Genomic DNA, 20301 nt, shown 5'->3' on the forward strand with positions numbered 1-20301 from the left:
CCCTAGTTAAATTCAAACTGATACAAAAGATCCACCGCGCTATCTAAGCCGGATACCGCTTCAACGTACAAATCCCTCATCAAGCGGTAACGCACGGTAAATTCGCCCACCGAGCTGAAAATACCAACACCATATTTCACTTGTAGCCCCGGTAAAATATAGCCGCTTACCGTCACTTGTGAATCATCACCGGAACCAGCCGTATCCAATTGCAGATCTTGCACACCGAAGGCTTGACCAATTTCGCCCACCACCTTACCGCTTTGTGCCAAGCTCAAACCAATCAGTGCAGTGGTCATCGCATTGCCACCCGCCTCGCCATCAATATTCTGACCACGAAGTAGGTAAGAAAGTGCATTGGCTTGTGGCATCGCGGGTTCTGAAAAAATGGAGACTGTGGGTTCATCGGCAGAGCCGGTCACTTTTACCCCTGCAATCACGCCATCTTGTGTGTTATCCGGGTTGCGCACCGCTTTAATCGAAACATAAGGTTGATCAACCGGTCCATTCATTAAAATTTTGCCTTCTTGGATCAGCAAATCTTGTCCAAAGGATCGATACGAACCATTTTGGATATTTACTTCTCCAGTAATAAAAGGGCCTTTATCCTTTTGCGCCACATTGAGGCGGCCAATCAAGCCGCCTTGCAAACCAAAGGCACTGAGCCGGAAATCATCACCAATCGAGATGTTTACATTCGTTTCAACGTTAAATGGCATGGCGCTTTGCTCGCTCACAGGCTGTAAAGCAGCGTCCAATATCACTTGATCTTTGGAGACACCAATCGCGCTCGGAGGCAACTCTTCTACCACGATACGTCCCCAAGGTAGGTTAATATTCCCTGTCACAGTGGCCAGTTGAGGTTCTAGTGTGATGCTCATGTCTGGGATAACTTTAATCTTGACGATAGGCGGCAGATCCACCAATAGCTCATCGGCCAACACGCGCAGGTTGGCACGCCACTGCTCCATTTTCTGCCAGTCGGCATCCCCCTTGATACTCAACTCGCCATCCGCAGTTTGAATCGCTGCATTGAGCAAGGCTTGGTAACCATTAAAGTCCATCGCCACTCGGCCCGAGGTAACATCCAGCGGCGAAATATCGCCTTTGACGACAATGTCATCCACCACCACGCTGCCCATCACTTTCGGGTGCAACATCGGCCCACTGAAGGCAAGTTGACTGCTAATCTTCGATTTCGCTTGGCTATAATCCCCAAGCAGCGGCTGTAGAAAATCAATATTAAAGGTGGAAAGCGTTAATGCGCCATCCATCATTTTTTCTTTTGCCATTAGATCCGCAATGGTGATTTGCCCCGACAGATCGCCATTATCGGTCACATCCACTAGCCAACGAGCAAACAGCTTGTTCTGTTCAAGCGTACTTTCAATAGTGACGCTATCCCAACCTAAAGTAATGGCTTGGTCGATGTGCTGCGTGACTGCACCTTGGCTTAAGCTGAGTGACACTTTCGCTTGAGGCGCAGTATTGGGCGCCCATTGAGCAGTGAGACTGACATCGGCTTGGCCTTTAAGTTGAGTCTCTTGCGGTAAAAACATTGCGATTTGCTGAAAATCAAAATGGTTGAGAAAGAGCTCGGCCGCACCACTTTGCCCCACAGTCGCGTCTTTATCTAAGCAGAGCGATGCTCCCTCTTGCTGCCAACAATGCGCGGCAATCGTGGCTTGTTGTTTCTCGATATTAACCGCAACAGGTGTCGCTTGGTTTAATAGCCACGGCCCTTGTTCTGTGGACAGTTGTACTCGTTCCAGCGCACCTTGCCACTGCATCGTCGGCTTATCTTCAAAAGATCCGCTGATTACCAAGCTGGTTGAAATCAGATTTGAAATGACGTCTAAGCTCAGTTGATGCTGCGCCTGCGTACCTGAAAAACGCAAGTCCACACTATCAACTAACTGCTGCTGGTAGCTCAACTGGCTCGCCTGCAATTTCACTTCGGCTTGTGGCACAGGAAGTGGCGTAACATCACCAGTTAAAGTCACCTGCTTTAAGGTCGCTTGTTGCTGCCAAGCAAGATCATTTGCATTGAGGCGCAGCTTGATTTGTGGCTGCTGCAAATCACCACGCAGATAAATATCGCCAATCACTTTGCCGTGTAAATCAGGAACACTTTTCACCAGATCCGCAAAATCAACCGATAAGCCCATACGCCACTCTTTATCCAGCTCACCTTTGGCCGTAATCTGGTTGGGTCCATGGGCTAACGTTAAGCCGCTGGTCGACACAGTAAAAGCGCCTTTCCCTGTCATATCTGATGCGTTTAATTGACCTTCAATATTCAGTGGGTAGCCACGCAACACACCCTCAATATCCAAAATAGGCAGCGCAACGTTCCAACCGCCCTGCTCGGTAAGCTCACCCGTAGTTTCGAGCTTACCGCTGATCACGCCTTCGGCTTGCGGCCACTGTAATCCCGGCTGAATCTGCTCTAAATTCAGCGCCGCTTGCCAGTGAATTGGGGCTTGCCAGTTGGCCATCACTTGGCCAGCAATTTGCCCCCCTAAAGTGTCGATTAGCAAAGAATCTAAGTTGATTTGCTGTAAAGTGCCTTTACCAGCAACATCCAGCGTCACATCGGGCAGATCTTTACCTTGCAGTTGGCCATTGAGCGCCACGCTATATCCGTCGAGTGAACCTTGAGTTTTTAAACTCGGTACGCGAACAAAATAGTCTCCTTGCCCAATCAATGGCCACTGTGCTTGAACATCATCCAACGAAATATCAAACGGGATCTCAGGTTGCAGTAGCGCCAATTGCGCATTTAAGTTTGCTTGCGCAAGACCGCCCAGTTTCGCGTTGAGCGTTAAATCACCCAAGCTACCCGAAGCCTCTAGTGCCAGTGTTTGCCCCTGAGCTTCGGCCATTTTGAGCGTGCTTTTTAAAGAGAGATTGAGCGGATAGTCTCCCTTCAACTGCGCATCAGCTTTTAGGTTGGCAATCAATTGTGGCAGCTCAAGCTCAAGTGATTTTAATGAAACACTGCTCTGATAAGCATTGGCGACCAAACCAAGATGCTTGACAACCAAAGGCTCAGCTTGCTGAAGAGTAAACTGATTGATATCAAAACGCTCCACTTCCAATTGCAGCGGAATGATCACTTCTGGCAAGGTGATGGGCGTTTTCACCGTAGGTGCCGCCGTCGATGATACGGTTGTGGATGGAGTGGATTTAGATTGTGCGCTTGAGGCTGAATCGACATCTTCATTGGTCGCAAGCTTCAGTTGAATATCGCTCCAACTGGTTTTGCCAATCCGTAAGCGATTACCTTGAAATGAGGCATGAGTAGAAAATTGCTTCCATGCCAGCGTATTACCCAAAATATCCAGCTGAATATCATTGAGCTCCACACGGCCAACCTTAATTGGCACCGGTGTAGAGATTGACGTAATGGGATCAGAGGCAGACGAAGGCTCACCTTGCGTCGAAGGGGGAAGCTCTGGCAGTGCCAGCCTTAATCCACTGATCGCAAGTTCATTTAAGCAAATTGAAGGCTCCAATAAGCAGCTAGCACTTATGGCTAATGTCACGCGCTGCACATCGAGATCGAGCTTTAATGCTTCATCGGAAAAGGTGACTTGGTTGAGCGTGAAACGTGGAAAAATTGCACCTTGAGCGCTGGCAACCTGCAGTTGTGGCAGCGCTTTTTGTGCTCCCCACAACAGACCGTTAAGCCCTGTATTGGTAAACAACAAGGCTGCGAGTGCAATAAATACCGCGCCCAACAAGGTGAATAAAATCGCCGATGCCCATTTGGTTATCTTCAACATCACTTTGGTCATAGTTCAGGCCCCAAGGTGAAATGCAGCTGAAATTCATCGCCGGGATTAGCGTCAAGCCCCCATGCAAAATCTAAGCGGATAGGTCCAACCGGAGAAGCCCAGCGAATCCCGGCTCCCACACCAGTTTTCCAATCCGGTGAGTCATTAAAGGCATCGCCGTAATCGACAAACAGTGCGCCCCACCAATTTCCAACCAAACGATATTGATACTCCAACGAACTGGTGGCGATGTATTTGGCCCCAGTCAGTGCGCCGCTGGCATCTTTAGGTGAGATAGATTGATAGCTATACCCTCGCAAATTATTATCGCCACCAGCAAAGAAGCGCAGAGAAGGCGAGAGTTTGTCAAACTCTTCACTGAAGTTTGCGCCGCCGTCTAAACGCAATAAACCACGGTGGTTTTGCCCGGCGCTGCGTATCCAAGCCGTGCCCGCCAACAACCGCACCACACGCGTTTCAGAGACGAAATTTGGATCGCCATACTCAAGTGTGATGCTCTGTTTATCGCCCCACATCGGCATTGAACCACCACGAACACGCGTACGAGAATAGGTCGCTCCCGGTAATACAAACTGGCCGACATCGCTTTGCAAACCTTGTTCGTAGTTTTCTATCAAATAACGAACGAATAGGGTTCGATGCCAACCGCCATCACGCAGCCAGTGGCGCTCAAACGATAAGTTAGACTCCAAACTCTTCGTATCACGGTTATCGACATTCTTCATTCCATACTGAATTCGATAATATTCACGCCGCACATCTTCTAGCGGTATTTTGTAGCCAGCGGTAATAGTCTGCTCTGGGGCAGAAAGGGAGAAACTGCTATCAAAACTGTGGCCGAGGCTGTTAACCCAAGGTTTCTTCCACTTGAATGAACCACGCACTCCCACATCCGTTGAGTAACCTAAACCGGTTTCAAGCTGATTTCGAGCTTGCGGTGCAAGGGAAACCTTCATCGGCAGTTCGCGACCGTTCTCCAGTTGGCTAAGATCGGGTTCAACAAAAACAGAGGAAAACCAATCGGTATTGGATAAGTTTTGGTTATATTCCCCTACCTTGGAAACAAGGTAAGGATCATTGGTTTTATAGGGCTGAAGCGAGCGAACTCGCTGATCTTCAATTTGGCTGCCAGTAATGAGCGAAGGACCAAAATGGTAACGAATACCACTGTTAAAATGAAGGCGTACGAAAGCTTCATTCAACTCTGGCGCAACTTCCAAACGGCTTAATTCAAAATTCCCGTTAAAATAACCTTTTTGCAACGCTAAGTTACGGATACCCGATTTCAAAGCATCGTACTGGCCATGATTAACCGCCGCGCCCACTTTAAGGGCATTGCGGTTAATGAGATTGGCAAAATCAGCATCAGATTCAGCTTCCCCGCTAATCACCACATCCATCTCTTTAATGGTTGTTAGCGGTCCAGGATTGATATTGACCATCAGCTCTTGCTCATCGCTCACCACCACAAACTCAAATTGAGGATGGTAGTAACCCAGCGCGACAAGCGCTTCCGTCATGCTTTTCTCTAAACGAGATTGAAAACGAAGATGCGTTGAATAGTCGCTCTCTGGAATCGACGATAAATAGGCTTCAACATTGTTTTCTAATTCACCCTCTAAACCATTAATGGTTAACGCCACCTTGGCATACGCCGAAGTGGAAATAAGTAGCATCGTGAATAGAACTGGTAATGATTTTCGTCTCATGCTTAATTAAAGGAACAGTTGAGTAAACAGATCGTTAATGGATGGAAATCATACCGCCAATAGCAAGCTCCGTCTGTATGAAATCAGTCAATTATTCGGGCTGAATGTGAAACAGTGGCTCAACAACAATAAATAAAGCCAAAAATCGGTACATAAAAGGAAAGCTCATGCTCAATAAACAAACAATGGTCAGCGCACAAACAGCACTGAAAGGACGAGAAACCCCTATGTCAGTGGAGGAAATTCATTACGTTAACCACAGCAACATCACTGAGCAGCCTAATGAGCATCAGCAACAAATAGTGATTGGTATGGGCTGTTTTTGGGGCGCTGAACGCTTATTTTGGCAACTCGATGGTGTGGTGTCGACTTCAGTAGGCTATGCCGGCGGCTTTACCCCAAACCCAACTTACGAAGAAGTATGCAGTGGTGAAACTGGCCATACTGAAGTGGTACGCGTAATCTTTGATCCACAGCGCTTACCATTAGAAAAGCTATTAAGTCATTTTTGGGAAAAGCACGATCCGACCCAAGGCATGCGTCAAGGTAACGATAAAGGCACTCAGTATCGCTCCGCTATCTATACCTATTCAGAACAACAACAGCAAATAGCACAAGCCTCAAAGCAGCGATACCAGCAGGCGTTGTCAGCCAGTCAACGAGCCTTAATTACCACCGAAATTGCACCCGCTGGTCCTTACTACTACGCCGAAAGCTATCATCAACAATATTTAGCTAAAAATCCGAATGGTTATTGTGGGTTAGGAGGAACAGGCATCTGCTTCCCACCCCAGCTCAGCGAATAAAGCGTGTAGAATTGAGGCTTTGTTAGCATTTTGTTAACCGTTTAATGGCCTCTTTTCGTGGTTTTATTGATTCTATGCTATACCTTTGTTGCTCAACTAAAAGGGACCCCTACAATGAAAAGTAAACGAGTGATCGCCATTCTAATGGCCTGCTGTCCAGCGCTTGCCATGGCACACAACATTACCCAAGGTCAGCAAGTTGCTGATGTTTCAGTGGAAAAATATGGTGAAATCATCCTACAAGATGATAAAACGGCCTTTCAAACTTGGGATACCAGCCAACTGCTAGGCAAAGTGCGCGTCATTCAAGCCATTGCTGGTCGCAGCAGTGCTAAAGCGTTAAATGCACCATTGATGGCTGCCATTACGGCCGCACAATTTCCCGCAGAAGGTTATCAAACCACCTCGATCATCAACCAAGATGATGCGATTTGGGGCACAGGATCGTTTGTCAAATCTTCCGCTCAAGACAGCAAGAAAGAGTTTCCGTGGTCTTCCATGGTGCTAGATGAAGCGGGAAATGTAGCCAAAGCGTGGGATTTAAAAGAGGAATCATCAGCGATCATCGTTCAAGATAAGCAAGGTAAGGTACTGTTTGTTAAGGAAGGTGCATTGAGTGATGAGGAAATTCAAACGGTTTTAGGCTTGATCAAACAGAATTTATAATAACCTTAGGTGGCCGATAACACGGCTGCCTTTGCTAAACATATCGTGGTGAAAGGTGCTTTTATAAAAATAAGAGTACGCTTTATTCTCACAATATTGTTATATTATAACAATTATCATTTTACTACTGTATTGGTTTGATGTTTACCCGTCTACGTTGCCCCCATTACCGAGCTCAAAGCATTGCATTATGTGCCATGCTGCTGATGCTATGGTTGAATGTCGCTTATGTAGATCATCACCTCGATACTAATCCTGCGCATCACGCGCAGCATCATTGCCAACTTTTTTCTGGCTTTCAAAATGGTCTAAGCAGTGCGCTGCCTATCCTTCCTGCCGTTAGTGGCTGCGAAATTCGATCATCAGTAGAGAAAACTCAGCGTCGCCCTTCAGTTCATTACGCTTATCTTGCTCGCTCACCTCCTCACTTTTAGACGTCTTATCTAGTTATTTATGATTTGTTACCCAAAGCCAAAGCGCTAAGGGCTATTTTGATGTTTAAAAGGAATCACCCAATGTTTATCCAACGTAAACTCGCTCTCTCTATCGGCCTAATTTTAAGCATGCCAGCACTGGCAAATGAAGAGTTTCGCCAACATGAGGCTCATGTACATGGCCACGTCGAGTTCAATATTGCTCAAGATGGGCAAGATTTACTGATTGAAATCACCGCCCCCGGCGCTGATGTAGTCGGCTTTGAACATGCACCACAAAATGATGAACAACAACAGCGCTTAAATAAAGTCCTTGAGCAGTTCAGCCACGCCGATGGCATTTTCCAACTGCCCGCTCCGGCCAAGTGTCATTTAGAAGAAAGTCGTATCGCGCATACGTTAAATGGTGAGCACCACGACCACGACCACGACCACGACCACGACCACGACCACGACCACGACCACGACCACGACCACGACCATCATGAAAAACATGATGATAAACATCAAGATAAAGATGCTCAACACGCACACCATGACCATAAAAAAGATGTGCATGATGAAGGCGAGCATAGTGGTCACGGTGAATTCACGATTCAGTACCAATATCACTGCGATAACATGCCGCAATTGCAGTACCTCGACACGCAATGGTTTAACTTGTTCCCAAATACCCAAACAATCTCTGCCAATGTACTGACAGACAAAGCACAATCTGCCTCTGAGTTGAAAACAAACAGCACTCGCATTACGTTTTAAGGCGTATAAGCAACAACCTAGAGTAAGCACACACTTACTCTAGGTTCATTGTCGTTAAAGGAATTCACAATGAGTGATTTGCATATTCTATCGCTGACGTCTGTCATTGAATTGAAAGAGGTCGAATTTCGTTGGCCGAATAGCTCACAACCAGCCTTATCTATCCAGGATCTTTGTGTAAAACGTGGAGAGCACCTTTTTATTAAAGGGCCAAGTGGTTGTGGCAAATCGACCTTACTGAGCTTACTGACTGGGATCAACCAAGCACAACGAGGGGAGGTCTCTATTTTAGGCACCAACCTGTCGACGTTAACTTCCCGTCAACGGGATCGTTTTCGAGCCGATCACATTGGCTACATTTTCCAACAATTTAATTTATTGCCTTATCTCTCAGTGATTGAAAACGTTACGCTACCTTGCCATTTTTCCAGCACTCGCAAGCAGAATGTGGCAGGCGATCTGATTGAGAAAGCAAAACAGTTACTCACTCGCCTACATCTTGCACCTGAACTACTGACTAAACCGGTTATCGAACTGAGTATTGGCCAGCAGCAGCGTGTCGCGGCGGCGAGAGCACTGATTGGCGAACCCAAGCTGATCATCGCTGATGAGCCAACCTCGGCGCTGGATCACGACAATCGACTCGCGTTTATCGAACTGCTATTGGAAGAGGCGAATCGGGCAGGTTCAACACTGGTGTTTGTGAGCCACGATCCCACCTTAGAAGCTTTATTTGACCGCGCAGTTTACCTCCCTCAATTGAATCAGGCAGGAGTGACAGCATGAATGTAATTACCAATCTGGCGTGGAAAAGCGTACTTAACCGCAAAACCACAGCGCTACTCTCCATTCTGACGGTTGCCATTTCAGTCATTCTGTTAATGGGGGTTGAACGCATTCGAACTCAAGCCAAAGAGAGCTTTGCCAACACCATTTCAGGGACGGATCTAATCGTCGGTGGCCGCTCTGGACAAGTCAACTTGCTGCTCTATTCGGTATTTAGAATTGGCAATGCCACCAATAATATCGACTGGAAAAGCTACCAAGCCTTCAGTGAGCATCGCAGCGTCAAGTGGGCGATCCCCATTTCCTTGGGTGACTCACACCAAGGGTTTCGCGTTATGGGCACTAATCACCATTATTTCGAGCATTTCAAATATGGAAGTAAGCAACCACTCACCTTCTCTCAAGGCACTGAGTTTCATGGTTTATTTGAAACGGTATTGGGTTCAGATGTCGCCGAAACCTTAGGTTACCATATTGGCAGTGACATCATTATTGCGCATGGGATAAGCGATGTGGGTTTTAGCCGCCACGACAACCTCCCCTTCAAAGTGGTGGGCATTTTAGCGCCAACGGGAACGCCCGTAGACAAAACGGTACATGTTTCATTAGAAGCAATTGAAGCCATTCACGTGGGTTGGGAATCGGGTGCGCATTTAGGCAATTCGCCATCCAAAGAGCAGCTTGAACAACACAACTTTCAACCCAAGCAGATCACCGCCATGTTGATCGGTTTAAAATCGAGAATTCAAACCTTTGCACTGCAACGTGAAATCAATAACTATCGCCAAGAACCCTTGAGCGCCATTATGCCCGGCGTCGCTCTGCAAGAACTGTGGGGTATGATGTCAATAGCAGAACAAGCTTTAATGGCGGTGTCGGTCTTTGTGGTGGCGGCAGGGTTACTTGGTATGCTCAGCAGCTTACTGACAAGCTTGCAGGAAAGACGCCGTGAAATGGCGATTCTGCGCGCCATGGGCGCACAACCTAAACATATTTTTGCTCTGCTTATCAGCGAAGCGACGACGCTGACCTTCATTGGTATCTGCGTTGGATTAGCGGGGTTATATTCACTGCTCGCACTGGCGCAACCTTTTATTGCGCAGCATTATGGCATTCAAATCACACTCAGCGCCTTAAGCGGCTATGAGTGGCAATTATTAGCTTATGTACAGCTGGCTGGCATTATTATTGGTATAATTCCGGCTCTACGAGCCTATAGACAATCACTTAGCGATGGAATGACCATTCGAATTTAGGACTTAACGATGAAAAAACTACTGCTTATCAGCGCGCTGCTGCTATCAGGCTTGTTACCGATGTACGCACAGAGTAATGAACAAGTACTGACGCTCGATTGGATCGATCTGATCCCGGAGAACGAACGTAACCAATTCAACGCCGATGGTATGCCTGCATTGAACCATGATGGCGAAATGACGGCTGCACAATCAAAAATCGGCGGGGTTAGAAAAGAGCTCAATGGCAGCATGGTCAAAATACCCGGCTTTGTGATCCCACTGGAAGGTGACGCCAATAACGTTACTGAGTTTCTACTGGTGCCCTACTTTGGCGCATGCATTCACGTGCCGCCACCGCCACCAAACCAAATTATTTATGTGAAATATCCGCAAGGTGCTCCAATCCAGCAGCTCTGGGATGTAATTTATCTGATTGGGACACTGAAAACCGAAAGTGTTAGCCACGATCTGGCCGAAACAGCGTATGTGATCGAAGGCACTGCGATCGAAGAATACGACGACATGTAGTTAACAAAATAGCAACCTATTGATTCATCTAAACTAAACGATATATTTAGATAAATACGCTAGCAAAGCGACATATATCAACAATAGTAAAGTAATCGATAGGTGCTTTTTCAGTCTATTTTCTTTCCAACACTTCATAAGCGCCCCACAAATTCCGATAACAATTTTAACAAGTTATTATCATTAGGGATAGCGCAAATTTATGATCTAGAACGAATGTTTTTCCTAGATGGAAAATGCGTTACACGTTACATTTTAATCCATGAATGAAATGGGTGATTGAAGCGGACATAAAATGGCAGATACCAACAACCCTGTAGTGATTGAACATCAAGCTAACTCAGGTCAAAGCCACGAAAAAAAATCGAGCTATATCAAAGACAGTGGTAGTCGCATTTTGAATATTGCTCAATATCACGGCTTAGATGCGCTGCTACAAACGGATCCGCCAGAAAAAACCTCGCTTGATCGCGCCTTATTTAGAGAACAGCAACGTAAAGAGCAGCGACAAAAAAACCTAGAGCAGATCGTCAAACTGGCGCATATCTCTTGTAAAAATGAGACCGCGGGAGAGCCTGATCAAGATTGGTTACACCGTTTTTTCGATATGGCGCAAGACATCCACAACTCTTCGATGCAGCGACTTTGGGCGCAAGTACTCAAACGCGAGGTGACCAACCCCGGTTCAACCTCAATGAAAGCACTGCAAGTATTACAAGACATGACACCGAAAGAGGCGCAGATACTCCAAAAAGCCTCAGCGTTAGCCTGCTGTTTTGGTAGCGATAACAGCCGCAAGCTGTTGGTCGGCATTCGTGCTACTAACGGTATTTTTAGTTTAGGAAAACGCATCAACACATTTGTCATCAATATGGGTAGTTTCCAATTACCCTATTCGAGCCTGTTGGTACTGATCGAGCTTGGCTTACTGCATGCCACTGAACTGGAATCAGGAGAAATTGAACTTGAACCGGCACTGCTGTTGACCTATCAAGGCAAGAATCTGTCACTGCAATCGATGAGTAAAGGGGTAAGGCTGCTCTATTACCGTTTCAGTCCCACTGGCAATGAGCTGTGTAAGCTACTGGGTAATAAACCGAATATGCAGTACTACGATCAGATGTTGGCGGTGCTTAGCCAGAAATTCACTGTCCACACCGAAGTTGCCAGCAGTTCTTTTCATCACGCCGTCTAGCCTCAAAAATAAAGGGCTCAAGCTGATGAGCCCTCTTCTACATTAGGCGATTAGGCGATAATCGCTCGCACTTGCAGCGCTGTTAGGCAAATTTCCACTAGCTCATCAATGCTTTTTTCGCCAGCCGCAAGATCGATCTCAGGGTTTTGCGGCGACTCATACTCAGAGTCAATGCCCGTAAAATTACTGATTTCACCAGCGCGCGCTTTTTTATACAGCCCCTTCGGGTCACGCTGCTCGCACACGTCCAACTTGGTATTGACAAACACTTCGATGAATTCACCTTGTGGCAGCATATCGCGCACTAATTGACGCTCAGCGCGATGCGGTGAAATGAATGCTGATAACACGATTAACCCAGCATCGGCCATCAGCTTCGCGAGTTCACCAATACGGCGAATATTTTCTCGCCGATCTTGCTCTGAGAACCCAAGGTCGCTGCACAAGCCGTGGCGTACATTATCCCCATCGAGTAAATAGGTGTGATACCCGAGTTGAGCTAAACGCTGTTCCAACGCACCAGCAATGGTTGATTTTCCCGCCCCTGACAGCCCCGTAAACCACAATACTGCTGGCTGTTGTTGTTTTAAGTTGGCGCGAAACGACTTATCCACCGTATGCTGATGCCAGACAACATTTTCATCTTTATTGGCCAAATTCGTACTCATTACTCAATCCTTTGTTGCCTCAAACTAGCCAATAGAGGGACGCTGTAAGCGGCAATCCCTCCCACTGAATCACCACAGTTAAGCCTTGAGTAACTGACGAAGATCTTTAGCTTCCCAGTGTGGGAAGTGCTTGCGGATCAAGGTATTCAATTCAACTTCAAACGCAGAATAGACACTTTGAGCATGAGCGATGTTTTGCAAACTATCTCGAACCAAGCCCGCCCCCACCGTCACATTCGTCAGGCGATCGATGATGATAAAACCACCAGTATTTGCACTGTCTAAGTATTTATCCAGCGCGATCGACTCTGTTAGCGACCATTCACACAAGCCAATGCCATTGAGCGGCAACTCTTCACTGTGATAAGTCGATAAATTATTAATATCGTACTGGTGACGCACCGCTTGCAACTGACCGACGGTTTTCTTACCCGCAATTTTGATGTTGTATTCACGCCCGGCTTTGAGTGGTTGTTCTGTCATCCAGACCACATCGGCTAATAGATGGTTAGTTGATTCAACCTGCGCTCCTTGCAGCACAATAAGATCACCACGGCTGATGTCAATTTCATCGCTGAGCGTTAACGTCACCGCTTGGCCTGCTTGCGCTTGCGGCAAATCTCCATCGAAAGTAACAATACGTGCCACGGTGGATGTTTTTCCAGACGGAAGTGCAGTGATTGCATCTCCAACGCTGATACTGCCTGCTGCAATCGTGCCTGCAAAACCGCGAAAATCGAGATTAGGTCGGTTCACATACTGCACTGGAAAACGAAACTCACCGGCTCCTTTTTGCTGATCAACGTCAACCGTTTCAAGCAGCTCCAGCAGTGATGGGCCTTGATACCAACACATATGTTGGCTTGCTTCGACCACGTTGTCCCCTTCCAGAGCAGAAAGCGGGATGATCTGAATATCAGTATCACCTTGCAGATGCTTTGAAAATTCCACGTAGTCTTGACGGATCTGCTCAAAACGATCTTGTGAGTAATCGACCAGATCCATCTTATTCACCGCCACCACAAAATGCTTCAAACCTAACAGATTAGCAATGAATGAGTGGCGACGCGTTTGATCCAAAATGCCTTTACGGGCATCGATCAAAATCACCGCGAGATCGCAAGTGGATGCGCCTGTCGCCATATTGCGCGTGTACTGCTCATGCCCCGGAGTATCGGCAATGATGAATTTGCGTTTTTGAGTAGAGAAATAGCGATACGCCACGTCAATGGTGATCCCTTGCTCACGTTCCGCTTGCAGGCCATCAACTAACAGAGCTAAATCGGGGCGCTCGCCCGTCGTGCCAACACGCTGGCTATCGGAATGGACGGCGGCCAGTTGATCTTCATAAATCTGTTTTGTGTCATGAAGCAAACGACCAATCAAGGTACTTTTTCCATCATCAACTGAGCCACAAGTCAGAAATCTCAGTAACGATTTGTGCTGGTGTTGCGTGAGATAAGCTTCAATACCGATCTCAGAAAGCTGAGCCTGAACTGCACTATTCATAATCTTTCCTTAGAGGCTTAGAAATAACCTTGGCGTTTTTTCAATTCCATCGATCCTGATTGATCGTGGTCGATCGCGCGGCCTTGTCGTTCACTGGAAGTGGCCACCAGCATCTCTTCAATGATGCCCGTTAGCGTATTGGCCTCTGATTCAATTGCGCCAGTAAGTGGATAACAACCTAACGTGCGAAAACGCACACTCTTGTTCTGAACTTCTTCTCCAGGTTGCAGCTTCATCCGCTCATCATCAACCATGATCAGCATCCCATCGCGTTCGACAACTGGGCGAATGTCCGATAAATACAGCGGTACGATCTCGATGTTTTCCAAATAGATGTATTGCCAAATATCCAATTCAGTCCAGTTCGACAACGGGAAAACACGAATGCTCTCACCTTTATTGATTTGGCCGTTGTAGGTTTTCCATAGCTCCGGACGCTGGTTCTTCGGATCCCACGTGTGGTTCTTGTCACGAAAAGAATAAACACGCTCTTTCGCGCGTGATTTCTCTTCATCACGACGCGCACCACCAAAAGCGGCATCAAAACCATATTGGTTCAACGCTTGTTTTAAACCTTGGGTTTTCATGATGTCGGTATGCTTTGAAGAACCATGCTCAAAAGGGCTGATCCCCATCGAGATCCCTTCTGGGTTTTTGTGTACCAAAAGCTCAAAACCATACTTGTGCGCCATACGATCACGAAATTCGATCATTTCACGAAATTTCCAATCGGTGTCCACATGCAGTAGTGGGAAGGGAATTTTCCCCGGATAAAAAGCCTTGCGCGCTAAATGCAGCATCACCGAAGAGTCTTTACCAATCGAATACATCATTACTGGGTTATCAAATTCAGCGGCCACTTCACGTAAAATATGAATACTTTCGGCTTCGAGCTGTTGTAAATGGGTTAAGCGTTGTTGATCCATCTGCATGCTTCCTTTTCGCTCGCATTGCGAGCCTTGTGCAATGAGAAATTGGTTTGAGTATTGAGTTGGAACTAACTGACTAGCCTTGCAATCAGGCGTAATTCACTTGGTTTTGCTGCGCGGGTTGTTCACCAAACCAATGCAGTTTTTCCGACAGCGCCACCACTTCGCCCACCACAATCAAGGCCGGAGCCTGCGCCCGCGCCGCCAGTTGTGATAAGTCACTGAGCTGCCCTTTGAAGACTTTTTGTGAACGCTGAGTACCGCGTTCAATAATCGCGATTGGTGTGTTGGCTTGGCGTCCATGTTCAATTAACTGCTGCTGGATATAACTCGACTTCATCAAGCCCATGTAAATGACTAAGGTTTGATTACCACGCGCCAGTGTTGACCAATCCATGTCATCGTTTTCCGCTTTAAGGTGACCAGTGACAAACAAAGCGGATTGCGCATAATCACGATGAGTCAGTGGAATACCCGCATAGGCCGTTGCGCCTGCCGCCGCTGTAATACCGGGGATCACCTGAAATTTCACCCCCGCATCAAACAGCACTTCCAACTCTTCACCACCGCGGCCAAACATAAACGGATCGCCGCCTTTAATACGCACGACTTTGTAACCTTGCTGCGCAAAATCGATCAGCAATTGATTGGTTTTTTCTTGAGGAACACTGTGGTGTCCAGCGCGCTTACCCACGCAGACTAAGATGGTATCGCTCGGCACCAGCGCCATAATTTCATCAGACACTAGGTAGTCGTACAACACCACGTCGGCTTGTTGTAGAAAGCTCAACGCTTTGAGCGTCAGCAGTTCTGGGTCGCCCGGCCCTGCACCAATCAAAGCCACTTCACCGCAGGTCAATTGGCTTTTGACGTACGATGGAGCGCTACTTGCCAAAGCATCATTGTTGACCGCAACTAAGCGCGGCCCTTTGATTGGCAACTGAGAAATGGTTTCCGTCGTACTCATTGTTGTTATCCATAACTTAATTCATGGATGCATTATGGCGGGCTCTTCATATTACCTGAAATTCTAAAATTTCATTTTTTATATCAAAAGCTGATAAGGGAATGGATAATTCCGAATAAGAAGTGACTATCTCTCTGATTAAAAGCCAATCAATGATGAGATCTTGTCGACAGAATGCCAGTGAGTTAACGCGTAACATCACAAATTGATATTCATTGAAATCATCGTTTCATAAGATTTTGTTACATTAGACGAGTTATTTGTTCCCTACCCCTAACTGGAGTACACAATGAAAGTGGCAGTGAAACCTCTCTCCATCGCGATTTTGAGCGGTATGTTAGCAATGGCTGGCCCAGCAATGGCGGACACCATTAAACTGCGTATCGTCGAAACGACCGATATTCACACCAATGTGATGGATTACGATTACTACAAAGACAAGCCATCGAACCAGATTGGTTTATCCCGTGCGGCGACGTTAGTGAAGCAAGCGCGCAGCGAAGTCGAAAACAGCATTTTGGTCGATAACGGTGATTTACTCCAAGGTAGCCCAATGGGCGACTATATGGCCGCCAAAGGCATCAAGGTTGGTGAGGTTCACCCAGTTTACAAAGCGATGAATCAGCTCGGCTACGATGTGGGTAACATTGGTAACCATGAATTTAACTACGGTTTGTCCTTTTTAAAGGAGAGTATTAACGACGCCGCATTCCCTTATGTCAATGCCAACGTCTATGACCAACAAACGGGCAAACACCTCTTCAATCCCTATCTCATTAAAACGCACACGTTCAAAGATACCGATGGCAAAGAGCACCAAATTAAAGTGGGTTACATTGGTTTTGTCCCACCACAAATCATGGTGTGGGATAAGAAAAACCTTGATGGCAAAGTGTTTGCCAAAGACATCAAGCAAACAGCCGAGGAGCTGATCCCGCAGATGAAGAAAGAGGGTGCCGATGTGATCGTGGCAATCCCGCACTCTGGTGTCTCAGCTAACCCATATTCCGTTGGTGCAGAAAACTCGGTTTACTACCTCACCCAAGTAGAAGGCATTGACGCGATTGCTTTTGGTCACTCTCACGCGGTATTCCCTAGCCAAGATTTTGCCAAACTGCCAGGAGCAGATGTAACTAAAGGCACCATTAATGGCGTAACCGCTGTCATGCCAGGGCGCTGGGGTAGCCATGTTGGTGTGATGGATCTGACTTTGCAAAGCAAAGATGGCCAATGGTCAGTCGTGAATGGTCAATCCCAAGCTCGCCCAATCTTCGATAAAGCCAATAAGAAATCACTGGCAGCAGCCGATACAGGCATAGTGAAAGCCTTAGAGTCGGACCACAAAGGCACGCGAGATTTCGTGAATCAACCGATTGGCCAAGCGAATGATGTGATGTACAGCTTTTTAGCCTTGGTACAAGATGACCCAACCGTGCAAATCGTTAACCTTGCACAAAAAGATTATGTGGAACGCTTTATTCAAGGCGACCCTGATCTTGATGGTTTGCCGGTGTTATCGGCCGCAGCCCCTTTCAAAGTTGGTGGCCGTAAAGATGATCCTGCCGGTTTCACTGAAGTCGAAGCTGGCCAACTGACATTTCGTAACGCAGCAGATCTCTATCTTTACCCTAATACATTAGTCGCGCTGAAAATGACGGGTAAAGAAGTGAAGGAGTGGTTGGAATGCAGCGCGGGGCAGTTTAATCAGATTGATCCGCACAGCACTCAACCACAATCCTTGATCAATTGGGCTGATTTCCGCACGTATAACTTTGATGTGATGGATGGGGTGAATTACCAAATCGATGTGACTCAACCCGCCAAATACGATGGTGATTGTAAAGTGGCGCATAAAGATGCTGAGCGCATTGTAGGCTTAACTTATCAAGGTAAACCTATCGATGTAAAACAGACCTTTATTGTCGCCACCAATAACTACCGCGCTTATAGTAATAAATTTGCAGGCACGGGCGCACAATTTGTTGCCTTTGACTCACCCGACGAAAACCGCACGGCCGTTGCCAACTACATTTCGCGCGTGAGTAAAGAAAAAGGTCAAGTTACGCCAAGTGCTGATAACAACTGGTCGTTTGCTCCGATTAAAACCAATACTGCATTAGATATTCGTTTTGAAACCTCTCCAAGCGAGAAAGCAGCACAGTTCATCAAAGAGAAAGGCCAATACCCAATGACTTTGGTGGAAAACGATGAGGTTGGTTTTGCGGTTTACAGGATTGACCTTACCCAATAACCCCCCACTCAAATCGATTGAAAGAGGCCAATGAATTAAGGCGCTTTCACCCCACAAACGCAGCCTTTCGCTGCGTTTTTTATTTCCCGCTCGGCGACCCTAACTCTGATCTTGATGGTTCTTGACTATCCACGCTTCATTTAAGGTTCGTTACAACCTCTGTTTAATTTTCAAACATTAGTTTGATTAAATTTAATTATAAAAAATCATCAAATATGCAATTTTTCTATTCTTTGGCAGGTCTTTGTCCTCGTAATGAGAATAAAAGCGCAATCAGCGCCTTATTCTATACTTGATCATAATTTGCTAAGGAGGAAGTGTGGCGCTTGCTATCGACATTCAAACCTTTCTAACAGCCGAAAGTCATTCACTGACTTTACTATTCATCGGCGTAATTTTGCTTTCCTATTTGTTAGAGGATGTCGCTATTGTCACCGCCGCCACACTGGCTTTGCAAAATCTCATGCCACCTGGCTTGGCGTTGTTGGCTATTTTTGTCGGCATTGTTAGTGGCGATCTCGGTTTGTATTACTTAGGCCAAGTGGCACAACGCGTTCGTCCGCTTCGTTATCAAGCGCTGACCAATAAACATTTTCGAACCGTCCGTCGCAAGCTGCACCATCATACTTTTTTAAATCTGTTTATTATTCGCTTTGTCCCCGGCCTAAGAACGGTGGGTTTTACTTTGAGCGGCTTTTTTTCTATTCCGTTGGCGCTATTTCTGTGCTCCGTACTGACGGCCACAGCACTGTGGACACTGATCGTTTTTTCAACGCTTTATTACCTAGGGAGTCAGGTTTGGCAACAGTCCTCTCCTTATCAATGGATCATTATTCCTATCGCGGTTGGACTATTAATGCTCACCAATCGTCTTCTCAACAAATCATTTTCTAAAGGATTGTCATGAACGCCAAATTAGAAATGCCTTGCATTGCACATGGCAAAATCAACGCGGGTATGCCGCTTTTAGAGCAAGACACCCAACGCAGCATTTCTCCTTATGAATTTCTGCCCAGTTGGTTTTTCTACACTCCTGTGGTGATTCAAAGCCTGCTGCAAGGGCTGCGTTATGGCAACTGGGGCTTACCTTTAATTGCAAACCCCGGCATCAAGCTCAGCGGCATGGTTGGAGAGTCAAAACACGACATTCTTAATCTAGCCGGTGAATACGCTCAGCAGTGGATATCGCCCTTTATCACCCGAACGAAAAGCCATCAGACTTTGGATCAGCAAACGGCGCAGGCTTTGTCTGCAATGCAACAAGCATCGTTGGATTTCCCTCTTGTCGCTAAACCAGATTTAGGCTGCCGCGGCGTTGGCGTCAAACTGCTGCAAAATGAACAACAACTGAGTGACTACATTCAATCATTTCCGATTAATGCCCGTTTTTTACTGCAACAAAAAGCGCCGTATCAGGCTGAAGCTGGCGTATTTTATGTGCGCTATCCCGGTGAGGCTCAAGGCAACATTATTTCCATCACACTTAAGTATGCCCCGTTTGTCACTGGGGATGGCATTCACACTTTAAAGCAGTTAATTGAACGCTGCCCACGCGCAGGGCAACTCCCTCATCTCTATTTTCCTCGCCACCTTGAGAAGCTCGATCAGGTTCTTGAAGCAGGGCAGGAGTTTCAACTCGCCTTTGCGGGCAGCCATAGTCGCGGATCGATTTTCCGCAATGGTAACCGTTACATTACTCGCGCTCTCACCAACAAGCTGGATGAGATTTTTAACAATGTTGACGGGTTTCATTATGGGCGGCTCGATATCAAGTTTGCCAATATTCACCAATTGATGGCTGGAGAACAGTTCACGATTTTGGAAATCAATGGCGCAAGCAGTGAAGCCGCTCATATTTGGGATAGAGAAACACCGCTGCGTGAGATCTTCTCAACCTTACTTAGGCAGTACCGAATCTTATTCGACATTGGCGCGCAGCAGCGAAAGTTAGGCCATCAAACACCCAAAATGGCTGAACTGCTGAACGCTTGGCGCAAAGAAAAAGCCTTAACCGAACACTACCCAAGCACGGATTAACCTTATCCATAAGAACAAT

17 protein-coding genes are annotated in these 20301 nt (G+C 46.7%); 11 read left to right on the forward strand and 6 right to left on the reverse strand.

Annotated features, from left to right (window positions below; all coding sequences use genetic code 11):
- Window positions 1–2 precede the first annotated feature (2 nt).
- Complete coding sequence (tamB, locus tag AACQ75_RS13435; protein WP_170888823.1) at window positions 3–3800, reverse strand: autotransporter assembly complex protein TamB; 3798 nt, start codon at window positions 3798–3800, stop codon at window positions 3–5.
- Window positions 3797–5509 carry an autotransporter assembly complex protein TamA gene (tamA, locus tag AACQ75_RS13440; RefSeq protein WP_013855954.1) on the reverse strand — a complete coding sequence of 571 codons (1713 nt, stop codon included), beginning with the start codon at window positions 5507–5509 and terminating at the stop codon, window positions 3797–3799. The genes tamB and tamA overlap by 4 nt, the downstream gene beginning before the upstream one ends.
- A 167-nt stretch (window positions 5510–5676) precedes the next feature.
- Between tamA and msrA the strand changes: the two genes are divergently transcribed.
- From msrA to AACQ75_RS13480, 8 genes are all read left to right on the forward strand, one after another.
- Window positions 5677–6315, forward strand: coding sequence for a peptide-methionine (S)-S-oxide reductase MsrA (gene msrA / locus AACQ75_RS13445; protein WP_088729165.1), 639 nt, complete (start codon window positions 5677–5679; stop codon window positions 6313–6315).
- A gap of 114 nt (window positions 6316–6429) precedes the next feature.
- Complete coding sequence (locus AACQ75_RS13450) at window positions 6430–6981, forward strand: YtfJ family protein (RefSeq protein ID WP_170888824.1); 552 nt, start codon at window positions 6430–6432, stop codon at window positions 6979–6981.
- Between the two features lie 140 nt (window positions 6982–7121).
- Window positions 7122–7415, forward strand: a complete 294-nt coding sequence (locus tag AACQ75_RS13455; protein ID WP_081989810.1) for a DUF2607 family protein — start codon at window positions 7122–7124, stop codon at window positions 7413–7415.
- A gap of 81 nt (window positions 7416–7496) precedes the next feature.
- Entirely contained in the window at window positions 7497–8174 is a 678-nt protein-coding gene (zrgA, locus tag AACQ75_RS13460; RefSeq protein WP_170888825.1) for a zinc uptake protein ZrgA, read from the forward strand.
- Between the two features lie 69 nt (window positions 8175–8243).
- Window positions 8244–8960, forward strand: a complete 717-nt coding sequence (locus AACQ75_RS13465) for an ABC transporter ATP-binding protein (protein ID WP_013855948.1) — start codon at window positions 8244–8246, stop codon at window positions 8958–8960.
- Entirely contained in the window at window positions 8957–10216 is a 1260-nt protein-coding gene (locus tag AACQ75_RS13470) for an ABC transporter permease (protein WP_170888826.1), read from the forward strand. Before AACQ75_RS13465 ends, AACQ75_RS13470 begins: the two co-directional genes overlap by 4 nt.
- A 9-nt stretch (window positions 10217–10225) precedes the next feature.
- The gene (locus AACQ75_RS13475) at window positions 10226–10726 is read left to right on the forward strand and encodes a DUF3299 domain-containing protein (RefSeq protein ID WP_170888827.1); all 501 of its coding nucleotides are present in this window, start codon (window positions 10226–10228) and stop codon (window positions 10724–10726) included.
- Window positions 10727–11021: 295 nt separating this feature from the next.
- Window positions 11022–11921, forward strand: a complete 900-nt coding sequence (locus AACQ75_RS13480) for a TIGR03899 family protein (RefSeq protein WP_088721320.1) — start codon at window positions 11022–11024, stop codon at window positions 11919–11921.
- 50 nt (window positions 11922–11971) lie between these two features.
- Here AACQ75_RS13480 and cysC read toward each other — a convergent pair whose 3' ends face one another.
- The 4 genes from cysC to cobA form a co-directional block, all read right to left on the reverse strand.
- The gene (cysC, locus tag AACQ75_RS13485; protein WP_047690501.1) at window positions 11972–12589 is read right to left on the reverse strand and encodes an adenylyl-sulfate kinase; all 618 of its coding nucleotides are present in this window, start codon (window positions 12587–12589) and stop codon (window positions 11972–11974) included.
- Between the two features lie 78 nt (window positions 12590–12667).
- On the reverse strand, window positions 12668–14098 hold the full coding sequence (cysN, locus tag AACQ75_RS13490) for a sulfate adenylyltransferase subunit CysN (protein WP_170888828.1): 1431 nt from the start codon (window positions 14096–14098) through the stop codon (window positions 12668–12670).
- A 17-nt stretch (window positions 14099–14115) separates the two neighbouring features.
- A complete protein-coding gene (gene cysD / locus AACQ75_RS13495; protein ID WP_249339359.1) occupies window positions 14116–15024 on the reverse strand; it encodes a sulfate adenylyltransferase subunit CysD in 909 nt (302 codons plus the stop codon).
- A 91-nt stretch (window positions 15025–15115) separates the two neighbouring features.
- Complete coding sequence (cobA, locus tag AACQ75_RS13500; protein WP_094133341.1) at window positions 15116–15994, reverse strand: uroporphyrinogen-III C-methyltransferase; 879 nt, start codon at window positions 15992–15994, stop codon at window positions 15116–15118.
- A gap of 289 nt (window positions 15995–16283) precedes the next feature.
- On the opposite strand from cobA, the gene cpdB reads away from it, so the two are divergent.
- The 3 genes from cpdB (at window position 16284) to AACQ75_RS13515 (ending at window position 20282) form a co-directional block, all read left to right on the forward strand.
- Window positions 16284–18245 carry a 2',3'-cyclic-nucleotide 2'-phosphodiesterase gene (cpdB, locus tag AACQ75_RS13505; RefSeq protein ID WP_013855940.1) on the forward strand — a complete coding sequence of 654 codons (1962 nt, stop codon included), beginning with the start codon at window positions 16284–16286 and terminating at the stop codon, window positions 18243–18245.
- Window positions 18246–18564: 319 nt separating this feature from the next.
- Window positions 18565–19152 (forward strand): DedA family protein, encoded by a 588-nt coding sequence (locus AACQ75_RS13510; RefSeq protein ID WP_170888830.1) that lies wholly within the window; start codon window positions 18565–18567, stop codon window positions 19150–19152.
- On the forward strand, window positions 19149–20282 hold the full coding sequence (locus AACQ75_RS13515; RefSeq protein ID WP_170888831.1) for a D-alanine--D-alanine ligase: 1134 nt from the start codon (window positions 19149–19151) through the stop codon (window positions 20280–20282). Before AACQ75_RS13510 ends, AACQ75_RS13515 begins: the two co-directional genes overlap by 4 nt.
- The last annotated feature ends 19 nt before the right edge of the window (window positions 20283–20301 follow it).

The organism is Vibrio sp. B1-2, assembly GCF_963888445.1.
GTDB classification, from domain to species: domain Bacteria; phylum Pseudomonadota; class Gammaproteobacteria; order Enterobacterales; family Vibrionaceae; genus Vibrio; species Vibrio anguillarum.